The sequence below is a fragment of the Streptomyces sp. NPDC047453 genome (assembly GCF_040643155.1).
Classification (GTDB): domain Bacteria; phylum Actinomycetota; class Actinomycetes; order Streptomycetales; family Streptomycetaceae; genus Streptomyces.
Map to the genome: position 1 here is coordinate 44045 of NZ_JBEYTS010000028.1, position 23105 is coordinate 67149.

Annotated in this window: 21 protein-coding genes; 8 read left to right on the plus strand and 13 right to left on the minus strand. The window is 74.0% G+C overall.

Features of this window, described 5'->3' with window-relative positions; genetic code table 11:
- Positions 1 to 4 precede the first annotated feature (4 nt).
- Entirely contained in the window at positions 5 to 1099 is a 1095-nt protein-coding gene (locus ABZ818_RS23675) for a DUF3800 domain-containing protein (RefSeq protein WP_361417944.1), read from the minus strand.
- An 87-nt stretch (positions 1100 to 1186) separates the two neighbouring features.
- Here ABZ818_RS23675 and ABZ818_RS23680 point away from each other — a divergent pair, with 87 nt between their 5' ends.
- Complete coding sequence (locus tag ABZ818_RS23680; RefSeq protein WP_361417947.1) at positions 1187 to 1567, plus strand: PPOX class F420-dependent oxidoreductase; 381 nt, start codon at positions 1187 to 1189, stop codon at positions 1565 to 1567.
- Positions 1568 to 1641: 74 nt separating this feature from the next.
- Positions 1642 to 2901 carry a glycosyltransferase 87 family protein gene (locus ABZ818_RS23685; protein ID WP_361417950.1) on the plus strand — a complete coding sequence of 420 codons (1260 nt, stop codon included), beginning with the start codon at positions 1642 to 1644 and terminating at the stop codon, positions 2899 to 2901.
- Between the two features lie 34 nt (positions 2902 to 2935).
- Here ABZ818_RS23685 and ABZ818_RS23690 read toward each other — a convergent pair whose 3' ends face one another.
- Complete coding sequence (locus ABZ818_RS23690) at positions 2936 to 3349, minus strand: zinc ribbon domain-containing protein (protein WP_361417953.1); 414 nt, start codon at positions 3347 to 3349, stop codon at positions 2936 to 2938.
- A 145-nt stretch (positions 3350 to 3494) separates the two neighbouring features.
- The gene (locus tag ABZ818_RS23695) at positions 3495 to 4256 is read right to left on the minus strand and encodes a TetR family transcriptional regulator (RefSeq protein ID WP_361417956.1); all 762 of its coding nucleotides are present in this window, start codon (positions 4254 to 4256) and stop codon (positions 3495 to 3497) included.
- Positions 4257 to 4418: 162 nt separating this feature from the next.
- Here ABZ818_RS23695 and ABZ818_RS23700 point away from each other — a divergent pair, with 162 nt between their 5' ends.
- On the plus strand, positions 4419 to 5252 hold the full coding sequence (locus tag ABZ818_RS23700; RefSeq protein ID WP_361417959.1) for a hypothetical protein: 834 nt from the start codon (positions 4419 to 4421) through the stop codon (positions 5250 to 5252).
- Positions 5253 to 5355: 103 nt separating this feature from the next.
- The gene (locus ABZ818_RS23705) at positions 5356 to 6084 is read left to right on the plus strand and encodes a peptidoglycan-binding domain-containing protein (protein WP_361417962.1); all 729 of its coding nucleotides are present in this window, start codon (positions 5356 to 5358) and stop codon (positions 6082 to 6084) included.
- 52 nt (positions 6085 to 6136) lie between these two features.
- Here the strand turns inward: ABZ818_RS23705 and ABZ818_RS23710 are convergent, their stop codons facing one another.
- From ABZ818_RS23710 to ABZ818_RS23725, 4 genes are all read right to left on the minus strand, one after another.
- Positions 6137 to 8518 (minus strand): SpoIIE family protein phosphatase, encoded by a 2382-nt coding sequence (locus tag ABZ818_RS23710; RefSeq protein WP_361418091.1) that lies wholly within the window; start codon positions 8516 to 8518, stop codon positions 6137 to 6139.
- A 143-nt stretch (positions 8519 to 8661) separates the two neighbouring features.
- Complete coding sequence (locus tag ABZ818_RS23715) at positions 8662 to 9042, minus strand: hypothetical protein (protein WP_361417965.1); 381 nt, start codon at positions 9040 to 9042, stop codon at positions 8662 to 8664.
- Positions 9043 to 9373: 331 nt separating this feature from the next.
- Positions 9374 to 10297 (minus strand): MurR/RpiR family transcriptional regulator, encoded by a 924-nt coding sequence (locus ABZ818_RS23720; RefSeq protein ID WP_361417968.1) that lies wholly within the window; start codon positions 10295 to 10297, stop codon positions 9374 to 9376.
- Positions 10298 to 10386: 89 nt separating this feature from the next.
- Entirely contained in the window at positions 10387 to 11052 is a 666-nt protein-coding gene (locus ABZ818_RS23725) for a nucleoside/nucleotide kinase family protein (RefSeq protein WP_361417971.1), read from the minus strand.
- 205 nt (positions 11053 to 11257) lie between these two features.
- Here ABZ818_RS23725 and ABZ818_RS23730 point away from each other — a divergent pair, with 205 nt between their 5' ends.
- Both ABZ818_RS23730 and ABZ818_RS23735 read left to right on the plus strand, forming a co-directional pair.
- Entirely contained in the window at positions 11258 to 12010 is a 753-nt protein-coding gene (locus ABZ818_RS23730; RefSeq protein ID WP_361417974.1) for a beta-phosphoglucomutase family hydrolase, read from the plus strand.
- Positions 12007 to 14349: a glycosyl hydrolase family 65 protein gene (locus ABZ818_RS23735; protein ID WP_361417977.1), complete on the plus strand. Its 2343-nt coding sequence runs from the start codon at positions 12007 to 12009 to the stop codon at positions 14347 to 14349. Before ABZ818_RS23730 ends, ABZ818_RS23735 begins: the two co-directional genes overlap by 4 nt.
- Before the next feature lie 33 nt (positions 14350 to 14382).
- On the opposite strand, the gene ABZ818_RS23740 is transcribed toward ABZ818_RS23735, so the two are convergent.
- Positions 14383 to 15276 (minus strand): M56 family metallopeptidase, encoded by an 894-nt coding sequence (locus ABZ818_RS23740; protein ID WP_361417980.1) that lies wholly within the window; start codon positions 15274 to 15276, stop codon positions 14383 to 14385.
- Positions 15273 to 15656, minus strand: coding sequence for a BlaI/MecI/CopY family transcriptional regulator (locus ABZ818_RS23745; protein ID WP_361417982.1), 384 nt, complete (start codon positions 15654 to 15656; stop codon positions 15273 to 15275). The genes ABZ818_RS23740 and ABZ818_RS23745 overlap by 4 nt, the downstream gene beginning before the upstream one ends.
- A gap of 231 nt (positions 15657 to 15887) precedes the next feature.
- Between ABZ818_RS23745 and ABZ818_RS23750 the strand changes: the two genes are divergently transcribed.
- Positions 15888 to 17384 (plus strand): hypothetical protein, encoded by a 1497-nt coding sequence (locus tag ABZ818_RS23750; RefSeq protein WP_361417985.1) that lies wholly within the window; start codon positions 15888 to 15890, stop codon positions 17382 to 17384.
- A 427-nt stretch (positions 17385 to 17811) separates the two neighbouring features.
- Here the strand turns inward: ABZ818_RS23750 and ABZ818_RS23755 are convergent, their stop codons facing one another.
- From ABZ818_RS23755 to ABZ818_RS23770, 4 genes are read right to left on the minus strand one after another with little or no spacing between them, the layout of a single operon-like run.
- Positions 17812 to 18243: a hypothetical protein gene (locus tag ABZ818_RS23755; protein WP_361417989.1), complete on the minus strand. Its 432-nt coding sequence runs from the start codon at positions 18241 to 18243 to the stop codon at positions 17812 to 17814.
- Positions 18240 to 18968 (minus strand): phosphatase PAP2 family protein, encoded by a 729-nt coding sequence (locus ABZ818_RS23760; protein WP_361417992.1) that lies wholly within the window; start codon positions 18966 to 18968, stop codon positions 18240 to 18242. Before ABZ818_RS23760 ends, ABZ818_RS23755 begins: the two co-directional genes overlap by 4 nt.
- Positions 18965 to 19567: a phosphatase PAP2 family protein gene (locus ABZ818_RS23765; protein WP_361417995.1), complete on the minus strand. Its 603-nt coding sequence runs from the start codon at positions 19565 to 19567 to the stop codon at positions 18965 to 18967. Before ABZ818_RS23765 ends, ABZ818_RS23760 begins: the two co-directional genes overlap by 4 nt.
- Positions 19564 to 20232 (minus strand): DedA family protein, encoded by a 669-nt coding sequence (locus ABZ818_RS23770; RefSeq protein WP_361417998.1) that lies wholly within the window; start codon positions 20230 to 20232, stop codon positions 19564 to 19566. Before ABZ818_RS23770 ends, ABZ818_RS23765 begins: the two co-directional genes overlap by 4 nt.
- Before the next feature lie 355 nt (positions 20233 to 20587).
- Between ABZ818_RS23770 and efeU the strand changes: the two genes are divergently transcribed.
- Positions 20588 to 23083, plus strand: coding sequence for an iron uptake transporter permease EfeU (efeU, locus tag ABZ818_RS23775; protein WP_361418001.1), 2496 nt, complete (start codon positions 20588 to 20590; stop codon positions 23081 to 23083).
- Positions 23084 to 23105: the final 22 nt, after the last annotated feature.

Below are 23105 nucleotides of genomic sequence, written 5' to 3' on the forward strand. Positions count from 1 at the left end.
TGCGCTACGGTCGTTGAGCGCCCTTCTTCCATACGTCGCACGGCACGGCCGCGTTCAGCGCTCGGATGATCTCCTTCGGGCGCGCCCGCTCAACAGGGAGCCGCGCCCCCGAGCCGGCCCGCGTCTCCCGGCCTGAGCCGTCCGGGATCGGGCCGAGGCGGGCCCAGCTCGGGGTGTCTCCCCAGACGGAGGCCGCACCGACGTAGGGGCGCAGCAGGGTGGTGAGCACCGGGTCGCCGTAGCCGTTCAGCTCGTCGGAGGCGAGCTTGCGGGCGACGCCGGCGAGGAAGTCGGCCAGCTGCACCCGCGGATCCAGCCGCGAGTGGACGAGTTCCACGCCGTCCAGGGTCACACCTCGCTGCCGGGCCGTCCGCAGGAGCCAGTCGACGCGGTCGGGAGTGAGCATGTTCTGCCGGTCGTGCACGAGCCGCACGGCGGTTCGCGGCGCGCTCCACAGCGCGGCCGTGCGCAGGATCGCGGGCAGCAGCGGGTTGAGCGCGGGGATCAGGGGCGGGCCGGCGGCGATCCGGGCCCGGTAGGCCTCGGCGCGCCCACGGCTGCCGGCCAGCCGCTCCAGAACCGCCGCGGCCGGTTCGGGAACCTCCGCACGCCGCAACTCCTCGACAGCGGCGAGGAAGACGTCCACCGGATCCACGGGCTCCGCGTCGCTCCTGGCCCGCAGCAGCCGGTTGGCCGCCCGCAGGAACCGCCGCCATCCGTCGGCGCCGAAGGCCTCCCGCCCCGCGCCGTACAGGGCGTCCGCGCCGGCCGCGTCCCCGAGCAGCAGGTCCAGGGCCCGGTCCACCACGAAGAACACCTTCTCGGTGAGGTCCACCCGGGCGTGCCCGTGCAGCGGCCCGGCAGGGGAGAGCACCCACTCCAGCACCGCCCGGTGCTTCTCCCGCAGCAGATGGCCGGCCTTGTACTCCTCCGCGGGCGAGCGGATCCGGTTCCGTATCTCCCGCACGCACCCGGCGGCGGACTCCACCGGCAGCAGCACGCTGGCGTGCGCGAAGACGTCGGTGTTGCCGTCGGTGAGGTTCTCACCGTCCGACCCCGACTCGTCGCAGGCGACCTCCCGTACCCCGTCCCGCACCATTCGTCCTGCCCCCGTCCTCGTCGTCCCGGACCACAGCCCGAGTCTTCCACCGCCGCGTCGCCTCGCGCCGGGCCTAGACTGCGGCGCATGGACGACACCCTGGTGGAGCGGCTCGGAGCGGGGAAGTACCTGCTCGTCACCAGCTATCGCAGGAACGGCACCCCGGTCGCCACCCCGGTCTGGGTGGTGCGCGACGGCGACGCGCTCGGTGTGTGGACGACCGCCGACTCCTGGAAGGTCAAGCGGATCCGCAACCGCGCCGACGTCCTGGTCGGCCCCTGCGACCTGCGCGGACATCCGACCGGGGAACAGGTGGAGGCACGGGCGGAGATCTGTGACGCGGACACCACCGCCCGCTACCGGGGGCTGATCGCCCGCAAGTACGGGCTGATCGGCCGACTCACCCTGCTGGGCAGCAGGCTGCGCCGAGGCCTCGGAGGAACCGTCGGAATCCGCGTGACCCTCTGACCGCGTGGCAGCCGCCGCACGCGGTACCCGCTGGGCTAGTGTGCGGGGCGCTGCGAGACGACGGGGCTGGTGCGGTGCAAGGGATCTGGGCCAGGAGCCGGGGGATCGGACAGTGGCTCACCGGCCATGCCGGCTGGTGCCTGGCCGTCTCCCTGGCGGTGCACGTCCTAGCCGTCGTCACCCACCCCACACACCCGCTGGACCTGCGTGTCTACCGCGAGGCCGCGCCGCACGTGCTCTCCGGCGGCCTGTACGACTACGCGCTGCGCACCACCCCGCCCATCCCGCGGCTGCCGTTCACCTACCCGCCCTTCGCCGCACTGGTGTTCCTGCCGCTGGCGCGGCTTCCCTGGGGGGCGCTGGTCGCGCTCTGGCAGTCGCTGTCCGTGGCGGCCCTGGTCGTCGTCGCCGTGTGCGCGGTGCGGCTGCTGGGCCCGCGTCCCGGCGGCGGGGTCCGGCAGCGCGCCCTGCTCTGGGCCGCCGCCGGGCTGTGGCTGGAACCCGTGCGCCACACCCTCGACCAGGGCCAGGTCAATCTGCTGCTCGGCGCCGTGGTCCTGTGGGGCCTGGCCGTGCCGCGTGCGGCGTCGGGCAGGGGAGCGGGGGTGGGCCTGGCGGCGGCGGTGAAGCTGACCCCGGCCGTCGGGGGGTTGTACCTGCTGGCGACCCGGCAGTGGCGGGCCGCCGCGTGGGCGGTCGCGACCGCCGCCTTGGCGACGGCGCTCGCCTGGGGCGTCGCCCCGCGCGAGTCCGCCCGCTACTGGTCCACGCTCGTCACGGACACCAGCAGGGTCGGCCCGGTCTGGTCGGTGCGCAACCAGTCGTTGCGCGGTGCCGTCGCCAGACTGCTCGGTCAGGACATCACCGCCGCCGTGGTCCTCTGGTGCGTGCTCGCTCTGGTGACCGTGGCGCTGGTCTGTGCCCTGCGCTCCGCCGTGCGGCGGCACGACCTGCTCGGCGTCCTGGTCGCCGTGGAGCTGTACGGGCTGCTGGTGAGCCCCGTCTCGTGGAGCCACCACTGGATCTGGTGCCTGCCCGCCATGATCTGGCTGACCCACGGACCCCTGCGCGGCCGCCTGCTCAGCCGCGTCGCGCTCGCGTTGTGGGCCGTGGTCGCCGTCGCCCGCGTGGTGCCCTTCCTGATCGGCGCCGAGGACCATCTGGTCCACCCCGGTGCCTATCCGGCGCTGCTCGCCTGGCCCGGCTGCGTCTACGCCGGGTGCGCCGTGCTGACGCTCGCCGCCGTGGCGCTCCGACCCACGGGGCACGACCGGCCGGTCCTCGCGCCCGACAGCGCGCCGGAGCGGGATCGCTCGGACGTCGCGGGCGGTTGACGGCCGGTCACCGGCGTGGGCGGTTGACCGCCGGTCAGCTCCAGGCGCCGTACGGCTCGTCGACCAGCTGGAAGACCGGCTCGCCGCGCACCGGGTCCTTGGCCGTGGTCAGCCGGACCCGGTCGCCGCCGTGGATGCCGATGGGCGGCCCCATGACCCGGCCCCGTACGACGAAGCCCTCGCTCATCTCGACCAGCGACACATTGCGCGCGGCGGGGGAGTTGCGGTTCACCACCGTGGAGTGGCGGACCGTGCCCGTACCCGCGCTGCGCTCGGTGCGCAGGTCGCTGCCCCGGCACACCGGGCACAGCAGCCGGTGGTACACGGCCGTCCCGCACCAGGTGCAGCGCTGGAAGTACAGGGCCCGCGAATCGCGGGCCGCGGGCTCGAGAAGGCCGGTCGTGGCGCCGGCTGCCGGAAGAACGGTGTTTCCTGAGTGGTAGTACACGCTGGTCAACTCCCTGCGCTCGGCCGGAATCCCTCGTGCGCGGCGCACCCGGGCACGCGCGTGCACGGTGGTCGCGCCACGTGCACGACCACAGCGTATGGCACTGGGTGTCACCCGTAAAGGCACTGCGTACCCTCAATTGCCCTCAGTTCGGGGGCTGCCGGCCCTCCGCGAGCGCCGTCTCGACCTCCCGCACCACCCGCCACAGGGGCGCTCCGCGCCGCGCGACCACGACGACCACGTCCTCCCGGGCCGCCCCGGGCCGCCGCTCGGCGCGGGGGGCGGCCGGGTCGCAGAAGGCGGCCTGCACATGGTTCAGCGCGTGGTCCACCGCCGCACCCGCGTCGCCCTGTCCGTCCGAACGCAGCCACGAGCGCAGGGCGTTGTTGTGCGCCGCCACCACCGCCGCCGCGATCACGTCCGCCCGCAGCGTCCCGTCGCGCCGCTGTGCGAACCGGGTCCGCAGATACCCGGCGAGCGCGCGCTCGTAGCGCCACACCACCGACAACTCGTACGCCCGCAGCCCCGGTACGCGCTTGGTGATCCGGTAGCGCTGGACGGAGAACGCCGGGTCCTCGGTGTACATCCGCAGGACCAGGCGGGCCGCGTCGCAGGCCCGCCGCACGGGTTCGTCCTCCTCACCACCGGCGGCGAGGAAGGCCGTCATATCGGCCAGGTACCGCTCGTGGTCGGGGAAGACCACGTCCTCCTTGGAGGGGAAGTAGCGGAAGAACGACCGCCGTCCGACCCCGGCGAGCGCCACGATGTCGTCGACGGTGGTCTGTTCGTAGCCGCGCTCCAGGAACAGCCGGAACGCCGCCGCCACGAGGGCCTCCCGCATGGGCGTCCGCCCGGCCGTCGTCCGCGCCTTCTCACCGCGGCGGGACGCGGCGCTGCTGGAGCTCATGGACGGGAACGTAGCATCTGGACGGGCGTAGACGGCACTCAGTGCAGCCTGATGGGGGAACCGAGTGCAAGGGGGAGCATCGGGCGGTTTGCGCAGTAACCTTTCCCCACCTTCTCCCGCTCCCCGTCCGCCCCAGCGGACACCACGTTCCAGGAGACGCCCATGCCGCCCGTTCGTTCCCGTCTGCTCTACGTCACCGACCTGGCGTACCCGGCCCGTGGGCGCCGCTACTGCGACGAGGACATCCGGCTCACCTCGCGCCTGCGCGAGGACTTCGACCTGGCCCTGTGCAACCCCCGGGACGCCGCCGCGCTGATGGACGCCTTCGACGCCGTCGTCGTCCGCAACAGCGGACCCGTCCTGGAGTACCAGGCGGCCTACGACGACTTCCGGACCCGGGCCCTGGACCGGAAGACACCGGTCTACAACCCGCTCACCGGGCGCGCGGACATGGCCGGCAAGCAGTACCTCCTCGATCTCAGCGCCGCCGGCCGCCCGGTCATCCCCACCGTCGACCGCCCCGAGGACCTGCACCGGCTGCCCGCGGCCGACCGCTACGTGGTCAAGCCCAAGCTGGGCGCCGACTCCATAGGCCTGCGCATCGTGCCCGCCGGGGAACTGCCCGCCCTGGCCGACGGCACTCTCCTCGTCCAGCCGCACATCGACTTCGCCTACGAGGTCTCGTTCTACTTCGTCGACCACGACTTCCAGTACGCCCTCCACGCCCCGGACCCGGAACGGCGCTGGGAGCTGAGCCCCTACGAACCCTCCCGCGAGGACCTGGAGTTCGCCCGGAGCTTCGTCGAATGGAACACCCTCGCCCACGGCATCCAGCGGGTCGACGCCTGCCGCGCCCCGAGCGGCGAACTGCTGCTGGTCGAACTGGAGGACCTCAACCCGTACTTGTCCCTGGACGCCGTCGACGACACACGCCGGGACGCCTTCGTCGCCGCGATGAAGTCCTCCCTGCACCGCTTTCTCGCCGCCACCGGGTGAGCCGCCACCGCCCGCCGCACCGCGGGCGGCGCTGAACCGGCCGGACGGCGGCCGCGTATCACTCCTCGGGATGGGCCCGGACGCAGAGCGTGAGGAGTGCAGTGTGTCGACACCGCCCGGACACCAACAGCCGCACGGCGGGGCGCCCCTGGAGCCGGTACGCGTCATCCGACCCAGACGGACCGACGCCCTCGCCGAACTCATGAGGGAGTTCAGGGAGTACCAACGGGACACCGGCGGCGATGAGGATCCGCCGGGGCCGCCCGTCGGATCCGTGGAGGACGCGGCGACCGAGGAACTCCCGGCCGCACCAGCCGGGAGTTCCGCACCCCGGGGCCCCGTGCCTCGGGGCCCCGCACCCCGCCGGGCGCCCGTCAGGGCGCCGGATGCGGCGGGGCGCTCACTGCGCGGGGCCGCCGTCGCGGTCGCCGTGGCCGCGGCCGCGCTGCTCGGTTTCGGCTGCGCCCTCCTGCTGCCCGCCCGGGGCGAGGCCGCCGGCGCGGCGGCGGCCCCACCGCGGCCGTCCGCGAGCGCCGCCGCCACGCCCACCCAGGCCGAGACCCCCACCGCCACCCCGTCGGCCGACCCGGACGGTCCCGGCACCCTGCGCGAGGGCGACAGCGGCCCGGACGTCACCGAACTGCAAGAACGCCTCCTGCATGTCCCGGACGTCTACCGCGACGGCTCCACCGGCGGCCGCTACGACGGCGAACTGAGGGCGGCCGTGGCCCGCTTCCAGCTCTGGTACGGGATCAGCGGCGACGAGACCGGCGTCTACGGCGACGACACCCGCCGCGCCCTGGAGTCCCGTACGACGGCCGACGGCGGATGAACCGGGCGGACGGTGCGAGGAGGCGTGCGGTGACGGCCGCGGCGAGCGGGGCCTACACCGGCTGTGCGGGTACCCGGAGGTCCAGGACGCAGACGTCGTCGCGGCGTTCGCTCTCCAGCATCGAGGCCAGCAGCGGCCCCAGCGCACCGGCCGGCTCGCCGCGGCCGGCCGCGGCCGCCGCGGCGAGTCGCTCCAGGCCCTCCTGGATGCCCTCCCCGGGCCGCTCGACCAGGCCGTCGGTGTACAGCAGCAGCCGGTCTCCCGGCTCCAGTCGGCACTCCGCCTCCTCGAACACCGGGGTTCCGGTCGCCCCGAGCAGGACACCGCGCGGACGGTCGAGGTAGCGGGGCTCGCCCCGGCGCAGCAGCAGCGGCGGCAGGTGTCCCGCCTGGGCCCACAGCAGACGGCGCTCGGCCGGCTTGTAGCGGGCCAGCACCATGGTGGCCGTGCGACTGGTGTCCCGGGAGTGGAGCAGCAGGGTGTTCAGCCCGAGCAGCGCGTCCGTCAGCGCCGAACCGGTGAAGATCATGCCCTTGGCCGTGAACCGGAGCTGGGCCATGGTGGCCACCGCGTCGATGCCGTGCCCGGCGACATCGCCGATCACGAACAGCGCGTCGCCACCCGGCAGTTCGATCGCACTGAACCAGTCACCACCGACGTGGATCCCGGACTGAGCGGGCAGATAGACCACGTCGACCCGCAGCCCGGCCAGCCGCACGGGCCGCCGCGGCAGCGGCAGCAGCGCGTGCTGGAGCCGGCCCGCCAGCGTCCGCTCGGCCTGGAGGATCCCGTGCTGTTCCAGGATCGCCCGTTCGCTCTCGACGAGGGCGAGTTCGGCGCTGCGCTGCGCGGTGAGGTCCTGTACGAAGCCGTGCACCTGGACCGGTGTGCCCTCGGCGTCCGGGACGGCCTCCGCGACGAGCCGCAGATGCCGCACCTCGCCCGCCGTCCTGATCCGGAACGGCACGTCGAACGGCTTGCCCCCGGTGAGCAGTTCGCGCACCACCCGGGCCAGCCCGGGCGCGTCCTCGGGCAGGGCGAGCTCCGGCAGCTCGGCCAGGCGGACCGGTCCGTCGCCGGGGTCGCGGCCGCACAACTCGTAGACCTGGTACGACCAGAACGCCTCCTGGGTGACCAGGTTCCAGGTGGCCCAGCCGAGGCGGCCCAGCCGCTGGATGTCCGCCAGGCGCTGCTCCTGCCGGTCGGAGGACTCGTGCCGCAGCCAGGTGACCACCAGGCCGTCGCCCAGGCGGGCGGCGCGCACCGAGTACGTGGACAACTCCTGGCCGCCCGCCACCAGTTCCTGCCGCGCGAACGGCTCGCCCTCGTAGGGTTCCCCGTCGGTCAGCGTGTCCAGCCAGCCCTGCCACAACGGCTCCCGGGCGATGGCAGGCCAGCACTCGAGGAGCCGCCGGCCGACCAGTTTGCGTCCGCCGCGGCCGACCGTGTCGACGGTCTGCGCCGTCGCGGCGTCTATGCGGTAGTCCTCGACCTCCCCCGACGGTGACCGCAGTGGGGTGAGCAGCAGTGTGGTGCCGGGCAGCGCGTCGAACAGGGCGTGGACCACCGCCTCGGCACCGTCCGCGGCGCCCGCCACCGCGGGCTCCGGCCGGGCGGCGAAGGCGCGCAGCCGGCCCGCGCACAGCCGGGTCACCCCGCGCAACAGCTCCCGGACGTCCGGGAGGAACGGGCCGGGGCGGTCGCGCAGCACACCGATGACGGCGTCCGCCGCGTCCCCGTTGAGCACGGGCAGCCAGGCCCGGGTGAGCCACGGGCCGGCCGGGCCTCCGATCGGCAGGTACCGCTTGCTGTCCGCGTCGAGGTCCTCCAGCCACAGTTCCTCGCGGGTGTCGAGGGCGTCGCGTGCGGCCACCCCGCTGACCGGGGGCACGTGCCGCCACAGGTCGGCGCACACGTCGTCGATGCCGGAGTGGCCGATCAGCTCCAGCCCTCCGGCGGGCAGCCGCCGGTAGATCATCACCGCGGCGGCCCCCACAGGCACGGCGAGGTGGTCCAGCAGGCACCGGGCGAGGTCCCGCGGGGTGCCGACCCGGACCAGGGCCCGGCCGAGCACGGCGAGCACGTCCGAGCCGCCGCTCCCCTCTGGGACGTCCGTCCCGGTCCCGGCGGGAGCGGGACGTGCGGAGGAGGGTGCGGGGCCCGCGGGTGCGGGGGATGGGTTGGCCGGCTCGGCGTCGGCGTGGTCCGGCCGGGACCGAAGGGCGCCGAGCGTGATCCAGCACTCCTCCATGAGCGTGCGGTTCGCGGCCTTGGACCGCGCCAGCAGCTCCTCGTACGCGGCCTCGGCGGCGCAGCCGGTCAGCGCCATCAGCGCTCCCTTGGCCCGCTCCAGAACGGCCGAGATCGCCGCCTGGTCCTGGAGCCGGTCGAGCTCGGCCCGCTGCCTTGCCACCACCTTGGCCAGCGCCGCCATGTCGGGGACGGTGCCGGACTCCGCGGGAACGGCGGGTTCGCTGGTCACGCGTCGAGCATCGCACATACCGGCCGGTCCGATCACCGGATTGCCGGCCCGGATTCACGCGCGACCCGGCGCTGGGCGAGCGCGGCCGGGACGTCTCAGCGGTGTCCGGCGCGCTCCACGAGTGCCTCCGTCACCGCGCGGACGCTGCGGGCGATGTGCTGGAGTTGCAGCAGTTCGGCGGCGTACAGCTTGATCGTGTGCTCGATGACCGACTCGGGCATGCCCAACCGGGGCAGTTCGGTGCGCGCGGTCTGGAGGGCGGTGCGGGCCACCCGGAGTTCCTGCTCGACCTGTATCCGCGCATGGCGGGCGAGCAGCACGGGGTGGCGGATCAGCGCCGGGTAGCTGCCGTAGCGCGCCGGGACCAGTTCGCGCAGCCACTTGGCCGCGGAGCGTTCCCAGTCGTAGCTGCCGGGGGTCTTGACCTGGCGGGGCCAGTCCGGGCTGAGGTGCGTGGTTGTCGGGGGCATGGTCATCGCTTCCGGGTGTGCGGCGTCGTGGAGGGGTGGTACGACGAGGTGAACGGCCCCGGCCTAGGGGATGACCGGGGCCGCCGCGGGCGTTCGCGCAGGCGATGCCCGACCCGGCACCCCGTGTGCCGGCGCCGGTGGGAGACGGCGGCTCGGGGTGCCCGTGCAGGGTGTGGCACGTTCCGGGGTTGGTCCGGGGCGTGATCCGTGAGCAGTATTTATATATGCGGTTCGGTTGGCAAGGAGTAAGTAAACATTCACGCCCGCTTGCATTGCTGGCCCGGAGACGGCGATCTTCCCACGCCGCGCCGACCGTGGCAGACCGGTGGTGAGCCGGTCAGTCCCGGAGGAAGAAGTGGTGCTGGTCGGCGATCTGCTCGTACTCCTCCAGCCGGGCGTGGGTCCGTTCCGGGTCGGCGTCGGTCATGGCCTGGAGCAGGGCCGCGCACATCACGCCGGGCGCGGCGTAGGAGTCGAAGACCAGGCGGGACCCGGTCCCGGTGGCGAAGGTGACGTCGGCCTCGTCGGCCACCGGACCGAGCGCCAGGTCGGTGATCACGGCCACCTTGAGCCCGGCGTCGCGGGCGACCCGGACGGCCGCCAGGGTCTCGTGGGCGTGCCGGGGCATGGAGAAGGCCAGCACCCAGGTGCCGCCGGCCTCCCGGGCCTGCAACAGCGCGTCGTAGGCGACGCTGCCGCCGCGGGTCACCAGCCGCACGTCCGGATGGATGCGCCGCGCCGCGTAGGCGAAGTACTCGGCGAGCGACCCCGAGATGCGCAGGCCGAGCACGGTCAGTGGGGTCGAGCGCGACAACGCGCGGCCGGTGTCGATCACGAGGCCGGGGTCGGCGAAGTCCCGGCGCAGGTTCTCCAGGTTCCCGATCTCCGCGTCGACGGCCGCCTGGAGTTCGTTGCTCCGGTCCTGCACGGACGTGCCCGGCCCGCCCGCCAGCGTCCGCAGCGCGATGGACTGGAGCCTCTCGCGCAGCGCCGGGTAGCCGCTGAAGCCGACCGCCGCGGCGAACCGCGTCACCGACGGCTGGCTGACGCCGACCCGGTCGGCGAGCTCCGTGATCGACAAGAACGCCGCCTCGGTGATGTTCTCGATCAGGTACTGGGCGATGCGGCGCTGCCCGGGAGACAGATGGGGCCCGTCGAAGATCGTTCTGAGCTGGGACGTAGGGGCGGCCTCCGCCCGCGCAACCGTCTTTCCCGAGGTGATCGCGGACGCCTGTGCGCGCGCCTGCTGCGGCGATGACACCGAGACGCCTCCTTTGTCTCCCACAGAGGCCCAACATAGTCCAACGCGGCGGGGCGCCCGTCGCGCCGGACGACCGGGGCCGGGTGGGCTCAGGCCGCGCGTGTGCAGGGCGGCAGGGCCGACCGCGGCACGATCAGGTCCGCGCGGGACCGGGTCGCCGCAACCAGGTCCGCGTTGCGCTGGTCGGTGCCCAGGACCCAGGCCACCGCCTCCTGGTGCGACTTGCCGAACTCCTCGTGGCGGGCGACCAGGCGGCGTACGCGCTCCGGCTCGTCGAGTTCGCAGAACCACACCTCGTCCAGCCGGGGCCGCACCCGCGCCCAGAGTCCGGTGTCCAGCAGCAGGTAGTTGCCCTCCGTCACCACCAGCCGGGCCGACGGCGGAACCGGGACGGTACCGGCCACGGGCTGCTCCAGGACGCGGTCGAAGTCGGGCGCGTACACCGTCTCGTCCGGCTCCTCGCGCAGCCGGCGCAGCAGCGCCGCGTACCCCGCCGCGTCGAAGGTGTCCGGCGCGCCCTTGCGGTCCCGGCGGCCGAGCCGGTCGAGTTCGACGTCGGCGAGGTGGAAGCCGTCCATCGGGACGTACGCCACCCACGGCTCCCCGTCCCCGTCCGCGTTCAGTGCCCGCACCAGGTGCTCGGCCAGGGTCGACTTGCCCGCGCCAGGGCTGCCCGCGACCCCGAGGATCGCCCGGTGCCGGGCACGGGGGAGGGCTCGGGCACGGGCGAGGAGGTCGTCGAAGGTCGGCGGCACACGGCACAGTGTGTCACCCGGTCGGCGGGGACGGATCCCGGCGCCGCGGGGAGGACGCGCCGGCACAACCGGCGTACGCCCGCCGCCGGGAGCACGATGGCCGCGGGACTGACGACCGTTCGCCCCGACTGAACGTCAGATACGGATCGGCCGGATGTGGCACTCGACACCCTCTCGAAGCCGCGATGCGGGGAAAGGTGCCTTTATGACACAGCTCGGTCTGCCCGAAGACATCACCGTCTGCCTCTTCGACCTCGACGGGGTGGTCACCAAGACGGCCGTGGTGCACGCGGCCGCCTGGAAGGAGACGTTCGACGCCTTCCTGCGCGAGCGGGAGGGCGCCGGCTTCCGGCCCTTCGACCAGGTCGCCGACTACGACGAGTACGTCGACGGCCGCCCCCGCGCCGACGGGGTGCGCACCTTCCTCGCCTCCCGCGGCATCGAACTGCCCGAGGGAAGCCCCGACGACCCGCCGGACGCCCCGACGGTCAACGGGGTCGGCAACCGCAAGAACGAACTCCTCCTGGGGAAGATCCGTACCGAGGGTGTGGAGGCGTACGAGGGCACCCTGCGCTACATCGGGGCCGTCCGGGCCGAGGGCCTGCGGACCGCGATCGTCTCCTCCAGCGCCAACACCCGGGACGTCCTGCACTCCATCGACGCCGAACACCTCTTCGACGTCCGCATCGACGGAGTGGTCGCCCGCGAACGCGCGCTGCCCGGCAAGCCCCGGCCCGACACCTTCCTGGCCGCCGCCCGCGACCTGGGCGTCGACGCCGGGCGGGCCGCGGTCTTCGAGGACGCGCTGGCCGGCATGGAGGCGGGCCGCTCGGGCCGCTTCGGATACGTCGTCGGTGTCGACCGCGTGGGCCAGCGCGACGCGCTGTACGCGCACGGCGCCGACGTGGTCGTCAAGGACCTCGCCGAACTTCTCGGCGCGGGAGGAGGAACCTCGTGATCACCCACCGTTCGTACGCCGTCGAGCCGTGGACCGTGCGCGAGACGGAACTCAGCCTCGACGTCCTCGCCCAGAGCGAGTCCGTCTTCGCGCTGTCCAACGGGCACATCGGCTGGCGCGGCAACCTCGACGAGGGCGAACCGCACGGACTGCCCGGCTCCTACCTCAACGGCGTGTACGAGGTGCACCCGCTGCCGTACGCGGAGGCCGGCTACGGCTACCCCGAGTCGGGCCAGACGCTCATCAACATCACCAACGGCAAGGTGCTGCGGCTGCTCGTCGACGACGAGCCGTTCGACCTGCGCTACGGCCGGCTGGTCTCCCACGAGCGCACTGTCGACCTGCGCCGCGGGGTGATGGAGCGGACCTGCGAGTGGATCTCCCCGGCCGGCACGACGGTCCGGGTGCGCTCCACCCGCCTGGTCTCCCTCACCCAGCGGTCGATCGCCGCGGTCGCCTACGAGGTGGAGCCCGTCGGCTCCCAGGCCCGCGTGGTCATCCAGTCGGAGCTGGTGGCCAACGAGCAGATGCCGCAGTCCAACGGAGACCCCCGCGCGGCGATGGCCCTGGAGTCCCCGCTGGAGCCGGAGGACGACTTCGTCTCCGGCAAACGGCTGCGGCTGGTCCACCGCACCCGGCGCAGCGGCCTTCGGGTGGCCGTGGCCGCCGACCACGTCGTCTCCGGGCCCGAGCACACCAGGACCGACAGTGAGAGCCATCCCCACCTGGCCCGGCTGACGGTCGCCTCCGTCCTCCAGCCGGGAGAGCGGCTGCGGGTGGAGAAGTTCGTCGCGCACGGCTGGTCCGGCGCCCGCTCCCTGCCGGCGATGAGCGACCAGGTCGACGCGGCCCTGGCGGCCGCCGCGCACGGCGGCTGGACCGGCCTGGTCGAGGAACAGCGGGCGTACCTCGACGACTTCTGGTCCCGTGCCGACGTCGAGGTGGACGGCGACGAGGAGATCCAGCAGGCCGTCCGCTTCGCCCTCTTCCACGTCCTTCAGGCCGGCGCCCGCGCCGAGGAGCGGGCGATCGCGGCCAAGGGACTGACCGGCTCCGGCTACGACGGGCACGCCTTCTGGGACACCGAGATGTTCGTGCTGCCCCTGCTCACCTACACCGCGCCCGACGCCGTGACCGAGGCGCTGCGCTGGCGGCAGAACACCCTGCCCGCCGCCCGGGAGCGCGCCGCCCAGCTGGGCCTGCGCGGCGCCGCGTTCCCCTGGCGGACCATCGAGGGCCAGGAGGGGTCGGCGTACTGGCCGGCCGGCACCGCCGCCTTCCATGTGAACGCCGCCATCGCGCACGCCGTGGTGCGCTACGTCGCGACGACGGGCGACGAGGACTTCGAACGCGACACCGGAGTGGAACTGCTGGTGGAGACGGCCAGGCTGTGGCGCTCGCTGGGGCACCACGACCACCACGGCACCTTCCACATCGACGGTGTCACCGGCCCCGACGAGTACAGCGCGATCGCCGACGACAACACGTACACCAACCTGATGGCCCGGGCGAACCTGCTGGCCGCGGCCAACGTCGTCGAACGTCATCCGAACGAGGCGGAACGGTTCGGCGCCGACGACGAGGAGAGCGCCACCTGGCGGGACGCGGCCGAGGCGATGAACATCCCGTACAACGCCGAGCTGGGCGTGCACGAGCAGCACGCCGGCTTCACCCGCTACCAGCGCTGGGACTTCGCCGGCACCCGCGCCGACCAGTACCCGCTGCTGCTGCACTTCCCCTACTTCGACCTGTACCGCAAGCAGGTGATCAAGCAGGCCGACCTGGTCCTCGCGATGTACACCTGCGGCAGCGAGTTCGACGAGGAGCACATCGCCCGCAACTTCGCCTACTACGAGCCGCTGACCGTACGGGACTCCTCGCTGTCGGCCTGCGTGCAGGCGGTCATCGCCGCCCAGGCGGGACATCTGCGCCTGGCCTACGACTACGCGGCCGAGGCCGCCCTCATGGACCTTGAGGACCTGGAGCACAACACCCGCGACGGGCTGCACATCGCCTCCCTGGCCGGTACCTGGCAGGCGCTGGTGGTCGGGTTCGGCGGCACCCGCCGGGCCGGTGAGGAGCTGTGGTTCTCGCCGCGGCTGCCGGAGAAGTTCAGCCGCCTCGCCTTCACACTCCAGTTCCGCGGGCGCCGGCTGCGCGTGGAGGTCACCCAGCAGAGCGCCACGTACTCGCTGCTCGACGGGCCGACCATGACGATCCGTCACCACGACACCCCGGTCACGCTCCGCCCGGGAGCCGCCACGGCCCGCCCGGTCCCACCGCCGAAGCACCTGCCGGCCCCGGAGCAGCCCCCGCACCGCAAGCCCAATGCCCGCTGACGCGCGCTCCTCGCCGTACGGGACGCCGTCGGCCTACGGGACGATGTGCACCAGCAGGCGCAGCAGGTCGCCCGTGGCGTCGGCGGCGCCCAGGGCGGGCAGCGCACCGAGGGCGAGGACGGCCGCCGCGACCGAGCGCAGATACGGCGGCGGGGCGGACTGGAGCGCCGCGATACGGCGGGTGACGGCGCGATCGGTGAAGCCCAGCGCGCACGAAGGCTCCGCCCGCCCGGCCGTGAGCGCCGCGCGGGCGAGTGCGCGGGCGGTGGTGGTGCGGTCGCCGACCTCCGCGGCGGCCCGCTCGTCCGCCCAGCGCTCGACGAGGAAGGCCACCTGGTCGCGGACCGGCCCGAGCAGCGGGTTGGCCGCGCAGGCCAGCCTGGCCGTGGTCACCAGCAGCGCGTGCCGGTGCGCCAGATGGGCGCGTTCGTGGGCGAGCAGCACCCGGCGCTCGACCGGCTCCAGCGCGCCGAGCATCGCCGCGGTGACCAGGATCCGGCCCGGTGAGCCGGGGATGGCGAACGCCCGCGGCACGGGTGAGGCGGCGACGATGAGTTCGGTGTCCCCCGGCTGCCCCTCGCACAGCCGCCGCAGCGCACGGCGCGTGGCGTACTCGGCGCGGATGGTCCGCCACAGCCGGTGGGCGATCAGCGCCAGGGCCGGACAGGCGGCGATCCCGATCGCCTCGGGCACCGGGTCCGGGATTACGTGGCCGGCCTCCCGGGCCTCGGCGACGACCGGCGGGGCGTCGTTGAGGAGGGTGGCGGCCAGCAGGACGAGGGACCACACGGTGGCGGCGGCCGTCACCGCGGCAGCGGCGGTCAGCACGCGCGCGGCCAGGGCGGGGGCCACCCGCCGGCCGACCGCGGGACTGATCGCGGCGAGCAGCGCGGACAGCGCCAGCGGGGTGTAGACGTCGACCGTCACGCGGCGCCTCCGGTGAGCAGTTCACGGAGGGCACGCTCCTCCTCTGGGCGCAGCCCGGTCACGAACTGCTGGAGGGCGGCGATCGGATCGGGGCCGCGGTCCAGGGCGTCGTGCATCGCCTGGGCGGTCAGCTCGGCCGCGTTCTTGGCCGGCCGGTAGGCGCCCCGCCGCCCGTCCACCTCGCGCAGCACCAGGCCCTTGTCGTACAGGCGCTTGAGGATGGTGTGCACGGTGTTGTAGGCCAGACCGCCGCCGATCTCCAGCTGGATCTCGGCGGGGGTGAGCGGGTGCTCCGTGGACCACAAGGCCGCGAGGACCTCGCTCTCCAACTCGCCCGAACTGCGCCGTTCCACCCTGCCGTGAGGCCCTCTTCCAGCCATGCCCTCAACCTTACAGCGCGTAGGGGGTCAGGCGTCCGGCGGCGTCCCGCCCGGCACGTGGGCGCGGCGCGGGTTAGTTTGTCCGTGTTTTCCCTGACGTCGTACCTGTTTTCCCTGACGTGTTACTTGTTTCTCTGACGTCCTACCTGGTTCCTGCTTACCTGGTTCCTGCGCCGGCGGCGCGGAACGCGGGAAGTCCGAAACCCCGCGGTGCGGGGGTGAGGGGTGGAGATGGCCGACAGTACGCACGCCATACTCGCCGGGACGCGGCGAGCGGGGCCGGGGTCCGGCTCCGCCCGCGCCCGCCGGGCCCGCGGCGACGTCCTCGTGGCAGCGGTGGCCGCCGCCTTCACCCTCGCCCAACTCCTCCTCGTCCGCCCCGGCATGGGCCTCGGCTGGGACGAGTCCATCTACGTCAGCCAGGTCAGCGGACACGCACCGGCCGCCTACTTCAGCGCCCCGCGCGCCCGCGGCGTCTCGCTGCTCGTCGCGCCGGTCGCCTCCTGGTCGTCGTCCACCACGCTGCTGCGCGTCTACCTCGCGGTGCTCTCCGGGCTCGCCCTGTACTTGGCCCTGCGCGTGTGGCGGCATGCGTTCCGCTCCGGTGTCCTGGCCCTGGCCGGCGCCTTATTCGCCTCCCTGTGGGTGACCCTGTTCTACGGTCCGCAGGCCATGCCCAACTACTGGGTCGCCATCGGCGCCCTCGCCTGTGCGGGCTGCTGTCTGCGGGTCCGGACCGCCCGGCGCGACCTCACCGCATTGTGGGGCCTGGCCGGCGGCGCCGCCCTCATGGCGTTGATGCGCCCCATGGACGCCGTCTGGGTGGTCCTGCCCCTGCTCGGTCTCACCCTGCTGGAGCGGCGCTGGAAGCCGCTCGCCGCGCTGCTCGCCGGACTGGTCGCCGGGTCCGCCGAATGGGTGATCGAGGCGTACGTCGCCTACGGAGGCCTGTTCCAGCGGCTGTCCGACGGCTCCGCCATACAGGGCGGCCTGGGCTGGCACTTCGCCGTGGCCGACCAACTGCGCAGCCTGGGCGGGCGCGCCCTGTGCCGGCCCTGCACCGGCGCGCAGCCGAACCCGGCCGTCACCGCCTGGTGGTACGTCCTGCCGCTGCTCGCCCTGCTGGGCCTCGCCCTTGCCGTGCGCGCCCGGCGGAGCCCGCCCACGCTGGTCGCGCTGGCCTGCGCGGCCACGGCCGCCTTCCCGTACCTGTTCATGATCGGATACGCGGCGCCCCGCTTCCTGCTGCCCGCCTACGCCCTGCTCGCGATCCCGGCCGCCGACGCCCTCGTCCACCTTCTCAGAGCGCCGAGCGGCAGGTGGCGGCCGCTTGCCGTGTCCCTGGCCGCCGTTGGCCTCGCCGGGCATCTGGCGGTGCAGTACGCCGTCCTCGCCCACACCGTCCACCGCACCACCGTCGACCGCCGCGCCTGGTCCGGCACCGCCACCACGCTGCACCGCCTCGGAGTTCGCCCGCCCTGTCTGCTCACGGGTGAGGAGGCCATCCCGATCGCCTTCTACACCGGCTGCGGTTCGGCCGCGACCTCGGGCCCCAACACCAACAGCACCCCGGCGGCCATCGATCAGGCCGCGCGGCGCCTGCCGGTCGCCGCCCTCACCACCGCCGACGGCACCCCGCCCGAGTACGCCCGCACCTGGCCCTCCCACCGCTTCGGCGACCTGCGCCTGTACGTCGCGCCCCAGCCGCGCGAGGCCACCGGCCCCTGACGCCCGGATCCGCCCGCCCGTCACCAACCCGCCGCGCCCGCGGGCCTGGTGGCACGACTGGGGCAAGGGCCCGCGACAGCGGTGTGTCTCCCGGGCAGGACGGCCGGCGCCGCGGTCCTGCGGGCCCTCCCGGCCCGCGACCATGGGCCGGTCGGAGTGCAGGGTCCTTGCCGCCACGGTTTCGCTCGCCACCCGGGCAGGCCCGGCCCTCGCCCGGGGGGGCGCGGTGGCCGAGCCGTTGCCCGGTGGACGGCTCGTGGCGGCTGGCAGGGTGCGTCTGTCAAGCGATCGCGACCGGGTCCTGCGGGCCTTCCTGGTCCGCGGCCACGGGCCGGTCGGCGTGCCGCGTCTTCGCCGCCACGGTCTCGCTCGCCACCCGGGCGGGCCGGCGGGGCGCGGCGGCCGAGCCGCTGGCAGGGTACGTCTGTCAAGCGATCGCGACCGGGTCCTGCGGGCCTTCCTGGTCCGCGACCACGGGCCGGTCGGCGTGCCGCGTCTTCGCCGCCACGGTCTCGCTCGCCACCCGGGCGGGCCCGGCCCTGGCCCGGCGAGGCGTGCAGCGCCGTGCGGCCGCCGCGCACACTCCCGCGCCGAACCGGCCGGCGGGATACCCCCTGTCGCCGACGAGAACGTCCTCGGCCGGTCTGTTCGGCGAGGATCCGACCGGCGCGGTCTCGTAGACCAGTTGTTCGGGGCCCCGCGCCGGTGTGGCCGAGTCGCTGCCCGGTGAGCGGCTCGTGGCCGCGCGGTTCGCCCACCTGGCGCCCCCGGCGTCCGTCGTCGGCCGGTCGCGGCCGTGGGTTCGCGTCGAGGGTGGGTCGAAGTTTTCGTCGTGCAGGCCGCGGCGCCGGGGCGTCACGCAGGGCGTGACCGTCCTCGGCCGCCGGAACCCTGGTCCGCATGTTCCTCCACCGGCCCTCCGGATCTCGTCGTCAGCTCGGACACGAAGCCGGATGGCAGCCACCAGGCCGCCGCGCACAGGCACACCCCGAGCCAGCCCGCGGCGAACAGCCAGCCGCCGATCACGTCGGTGAACCAGTGGACCCCGAGATACACCCGGGTCAGCCCCACCAGCGCGCCCCAGCAGCCGACGACGAGGCAGACCGCCCCACGGCCGCGCGGGGCACGCACGACTATCGCCAGGATCACCAGCCCGGCGGTCAGCGCGGACGTGGTGGTGTGCCCGGACGGGAACGACCAGGCCGAGGCGTGGGCCGCCCAGTCCTGCCGCGGCGGACGCGGCCGGGCGATCAGCTCCATCACGCCGTAGCGCAGGGCCTGGCCCGCCCCCAGGCAGCCGAGGCCGAGAGCGGCCGCGACCGCACGCTGCCGGGCCGTGCGGCCGACGGCGAGGCCGGCCAGCGCGACGAGCAGGTACGGGACGACCCCCGTCCCCGTGGCGGTGAGCCCGCGGGCCACCGCCACCGCCACCGCCGGGCGGTGGTCGAGGGACCAGGAGAGCAGGGTGTCGTCCACGGACAGGGGGGCGCCATGGCCGCCGACGACCAGTCCGAGCACGGCGAACGCGGCCCAGGCGCCGAGCCCCGCACTGCCCGCGAGGTCGGCGCTGTCCCGGGGCCTCATGACACCAGCAACGGCCGCAGCCGCGTCGCGGCCAGGCGCCGGGCGAGTATCTCCGGCCGGCGCAGCAGCGCCTTCATCGCGACGTAGGCCACCAGGGCGCCGGTCAGGAGCCCGGCTGCCACGTCGTGCGGATAGTGGGCGCCGACCCAGACCCGGGAGGCGGCCATCGCGACGGCGGCCACGCAGGCGATCGCGCCGAGCCGGCGCGAGACGAGGAGCAGCGCCACCGCGGCCGCGGCGGCGATCGCCGCGTGGTTGCTGGGGAAGGACCAGTCGGTGCGGGCCGGACAGGCCTCCAGGGTGACCACGTGCAGCGTGCGGCACGGGCGCACCTCGTGCACGAGCAGCTTCACCAGCGAGTTGACGGCGTAGGCGAGCACCACGACGAGTGGCACCACCAGGGCCGTGACCGCCGTCCCGGCGTCCACCCGGCGGGAGCGCCACCAGACCGCGAGCATCAGCACGGCGAACACGGCCAGGCCGTAGGCCGACCACACCGTCACCATGTCGTCCCACCACGCGGGGGAGCGGCGGGCCAGGTCCACCACGTCCGAGTACAGGGGGCCGTCGATGGACGAGCCCGACAGGGCGAGGATCATCCGCGCGCCTCCTTGGCCTTCGCGGCCCGGCGCGAGCGCAGGACCTCCGGGACGAGCGGGATCAGCGACACGATCACAATAAGTCCGATCACCGGGAGCAGGTATTTGTCGATGTTCGGGACGGAGGAGCCGAGCGCGTACCCCGCGAGGGTGAGGCCGACGCTCCAGACGAGACCGCCGACGACCTGCCACAGGGTGAACGTGCGGGTCGGCACGCCCAGGGCGCCGGCCATCGGGTTGAGCACCGTACGCACCACCGGCACGAAACGGGCCAGGACGATCGCCTTCGCGAACCCGTACCGCTCCAGGAGTTCCTCGGCGCGACCGGCTCCCTCGTGCAGGCGCGGGGAGCGGCTGCGGGCGAGCAGGGCGCCGCCGGCCCTGCGCCCCAGCAGGAAGCCGCACTGCGAGCCTGCGAGCGCGCCGACGACGGCCGCGACCAGCAACGGGGCCAGCGACAGCCGCACACCCCGGTCGGCCGTGCCGGTGCACAGCAGGCCCGCGGTGAACAGCAGCGAGTCGCCGGGCAGGAAGAAGCCGATCAGGAGCCCCGTCTCGGCGAACATCACCACGCCGACGCCGAGCACGCCGAAGGCGGCCAGCAGCGACTGGGCGTCCAGCACATTGACAGCGAGCTGCGACGACAGGTGCGGGGGTGCGATCATCGTCGCGGGCCCTTTCCGTCGGGTCGGCGGGCGCGAGGCTGAGGGCACCGGCCGAGTGACTACAAATCTGTAGACCGTCTACGTCACTGTAGACGACGGAGGCCCTCCGGGCGTTCCCGTGATCGCCCGAACGAGTGAAACAGATCGCTCGGCCGGACCCGCACACGTCGCCGGCGCGGCGAGATCGGTTGTGACCGAGGACTCCTGTGCGCACGCCGACCTTTACCGGCCTATTGCCGCTTCATGACCAGCCGGCTACACGCGTGTAGTCATGATGGATCACGAAGTTAGGCATGCCTTCGCTAACCCGGTCCCAGGGCGGCCGGGGCGGTGTGCCAGGGAGGGGCCGTACGGCATGTGGGACGACGCGTTTCCGAGTTTCCTGATCGGGCTGCGAGAGGGACTCGAAGGCGGACTGATCGTCTCCATCCTCGTTGCCACCCTGGTCCGGGCCGGAGCCAAGTCCCGGCTGCCGCAGGTGTGGACCGGCGTCCTCGCGGCCATCGCGCTCGCGATGAGCTTCGGCGCGGTGCTCACCTTCACGGCGGCCTCGCTGTCCGCGACCGCGCAGGAGGCGTTCGGCGGTGCCCTCAGCGTCGTGGCCGTCGCGTTCGTCACCGCCATGGTGTTCTGGATGCGCCGCTCGGCCCGCAGCCTCTCCGGTGAGATCAAGGAGAAGGTGGCCGGCGCGCTCGGCATGGGCGCCGGCGTGCTGATCCTCACCTCCTTCCTCGCGGTGGGCCGAGAGGGCCTGGAGACGGCCCTGTTCCTGTGGACCACCGCCCGCGCGGCCGGCGAGTCCGCGGGACCGCTGACGGGCGCCGGGATCGGTCTGGTCCTTGCGGCCGGCCTGTGCTGGGGCCTGTACCGGCGGGTGCTGAAGATCAACCTCACCAAGTTCTTCACCGCCACCGGCGCCGTACTGATCGTGATCGCGGCCGGCGTCCTCGGCTACGGCCTGCGCGACCTCCAGGAGGGCGGAGTCCTCCCCGGCAAGGCGGCGTACGCCGTCGACCTCGGCGGCACCGTCGACGCGGGCTCCTGGTACAGCACCCTCGTCCAGGGCGTCTTCAACCTCACCCCGACGATGACCTGGCTCCAGGTCCTCGGCTACGCCGGCTACCTCGCCGTGGTGATGACCCTGTTCGTCCGGGGCGTACGCGTCACGAAGCCGGTGCCCGCCACGAAGCCGGTGCCCGTCACGGCGCCGACCGGCACGACGGCCGCTGCTTTGCCGGAGGCCGCGCGGGGCGCCGGTGCCGAGAGCGGGCCTCGGGCAGCCGCCGCGAGCGGGCCGCGTGCCGCTGCCGAGACGCCGGACGGCAGCCCTGCCGGGGCGGCCGCCGAGGCCGGGCCGGCGGCCGCGGCGGCGGCTGAGGGCGGGGACCGAGCCGCCGGGCCGCACGCGGGTGCCGCCACTGCGGCGACGACAGCGGCGGCCAGCGGGACGCCCGCCGCCTCCCGGGCCGGGACGCCCGCGGTTTCCCGAGCCGGGACGCCCGCCGTTTCCCGGGCCGAGACGCCTGCCGCCGCCCACGCCGGGACCCCCGCAGCCTCCGGGGCCGACGGCCCGTCCGGTCGTGACGGCGCCGGTGGGGTGCGGGCCGAGGGGGCTGACCCGGCGCGGAGGCCGGACCGCGGCGTCCGCGAGACACCGGCCGAACCGCACGCGCAGGCGGCCGTCGCCCGCCGGAGGCGTCCCGCCTGGGTCGTGCCCGTGGCCGTCGTCGCGGTGCCCGCCGTCGTCGCCGGGTTCGTGGTCGCCCTGGGACGGCCCAAGCCCGCCGGAGCCCAGACCGTCGCCGTCTCGGAGACCGAGTGCGGCAAGGGCTTCACCGCGCCCCAGCCGGGGCGCCAGACGTTCCAGATGCAGAACACCGGGTCGAAGACGTCCGAGGTGTACCTGATCGACCCGGCCACCAACGCGGTCTACGGCGAGATCGAGGGCCTGGCCCCCGGCACCACCCGCGACCTGGTCGCCACCGTCGCGGGCGGCAGCTACGCCTGGCGCTGCGTGCCCACCGGCGGCACGGCCGTCACCTCCAAGGCCGTCCGGGTCGGCGGCGGGTCAGGGGCCACGGCGGTCGTCCCGGTGTCCGAGCAGGACCTCGCCACCCCGCTCAAGGAGTACAGGCAGTACGTCGAACGCGGTCTGGCCACGCTCGTCGCCCAGACCGGCCGGCTGAACGCCGACATCCAGGGCGGCGACCTCGACGCGGCCCGCGCCGACTGGCTGACCGCCCACCGCACCTACTCCTCCCTCGGCGCCGCCTACGGCACCTTCGAGGACTTCGACAAGAAGATCAACGGCCGGCCCGACGGGCTGCCCGGGGGAGTGGACGACAAGGACTTCACCGGCTTCCACCGCATCGAGTACGGCCTGTGGCACGGCCGGAGCGCGGACCGCCTGAAGGCCCCCGCCCAGCAGCTCGCCGACGCCGCCGCCGGCCTGCGCAAGGCCTTCCCCACGCAGGCGTTCGACCCCGGTGACCTGCCGCTGCGAGCCCACGAGATCCTCGAGAACACCCTCCAGTTCGAGCTCACCGGCCAGACCGACCAGGGCAGCGGCACCGGGCTGGCCACGGCCGACGCCAACCTCGCCGGCACCAGCGAACTGCTCACCGTGCTCAAGCCGCTGCTGACCTCCCGCGCCCCACACCTGCTGCCCACGCTCGACGCGGACACCGCCCGGCTGCGAAAGCTGCTCGAGGCGGCCCACCACGGGAACGCCTGGACCCCCGTGAACCGGCTCGACGCGATCACCCGGGCCCGCCTCGACGGGGCCACCGGACAACTCCTGGAGGACCTCGCCCCCGTACCGGACCTGCTGGAGATCCGGAAGTCCGCCTGATGACCGCACCGCGCGCCGTGAC

Bases quoted from the DNA above. Each gene is read 5' to 3' on its own strand.
- ABZ818_RS23700 (WP_361417959.1), top strand. From the start codon at position 4,419: ATGCCGCCCGTTCGTTCCCGTCTGCTCTACGTCACCGACCTGGCGTAC.
- ABZ818_RS23760 (WP_361417992.1), bottom strand. From the start codon at position 18,968: ATGAGGCCCCGGGACAGCGCCGACCTCGCGGGCAGTGCGGGGCTCGGC.
- ABZ818_RS23745 (WP_361417982.1), bottom strand. From the start codon at position 15,656: ATGGCTGGAAGAGGGCCTCACGGCAGGGTGGAACGGCGCAGTTCGGGC.
- ABZ818_RS23770 (WP_361417998.1), bottom strand. From the start codon at position 20,232: ATGATCGCACCCCCGCACCTGTCGTCGCAGCTCGCTGTCAATGTGCTG.
- ABZ818_RS23750 (WP_361417985.1), top strand. From the start codon at position 15,888: ATGGCCGACAGTACGCACGCCATACTCGCCGGGACGCGGCGAGCGGGG.
- efeU (WP_361418001.1), top strand. From the start codon at position 20,588: ATGTGGGACGACGCGTTTCCGAGTTTCCTGATCGGGCTGCGAGAGGGA.
- ABZ818_RS23675 (WP_361417944.1), bottom strand. From the start codon at position 1,099: ATGGTGCGGGACGGGGTACGGGAGGTCGCCTGCGACGAGTCGGGGTCG.
- ABZ818_RS23710 (WP_361418091.1), bottom strand. From the start codon at position 8,518: ATGGCGGCGCTGGCCAAGGTGGTGGCAAGGCAGCGGGCCGAGCTCGAC.
- ABZ818_RS23715 (WP_361417965.1), bottom strand. From the start codon at position 9,042: ATGACCATGCCCCCGACAACCACGCACCTCAGCCCGGACTGGCCCCGC.
- ABZ818_RS23765 (WP_361417995.1), bottom strand. From the start codon at position 19,567: ATGATCCTCGCCCTGTCGGGCTCGTCCATCGACGGCCCCCTGTACTCG.
- ABZ818_RS23730 (WP_361417974.1), top strand. From the start codon at position 11,258: ATGACACAGCTCGGTCTGCCCGAAGACATCACCGTCTGCCTCTTCGAC.
- ABZ818_RS23680 (WP_361417947.1), top strand. From the start codon at position 1,187: ATGGACGACACCCTGGTGGAGCGGCTCGGAGCGGGGAAGTACCTGCTC.
- ABZ818_RS23695 (WP_361417956.1), bottom strand. From the start codon at position 4,256: ATGAGCTCCAGCAGCGCCGCGTCCCGCCGCGGTGAGAAGGCGCGGACG.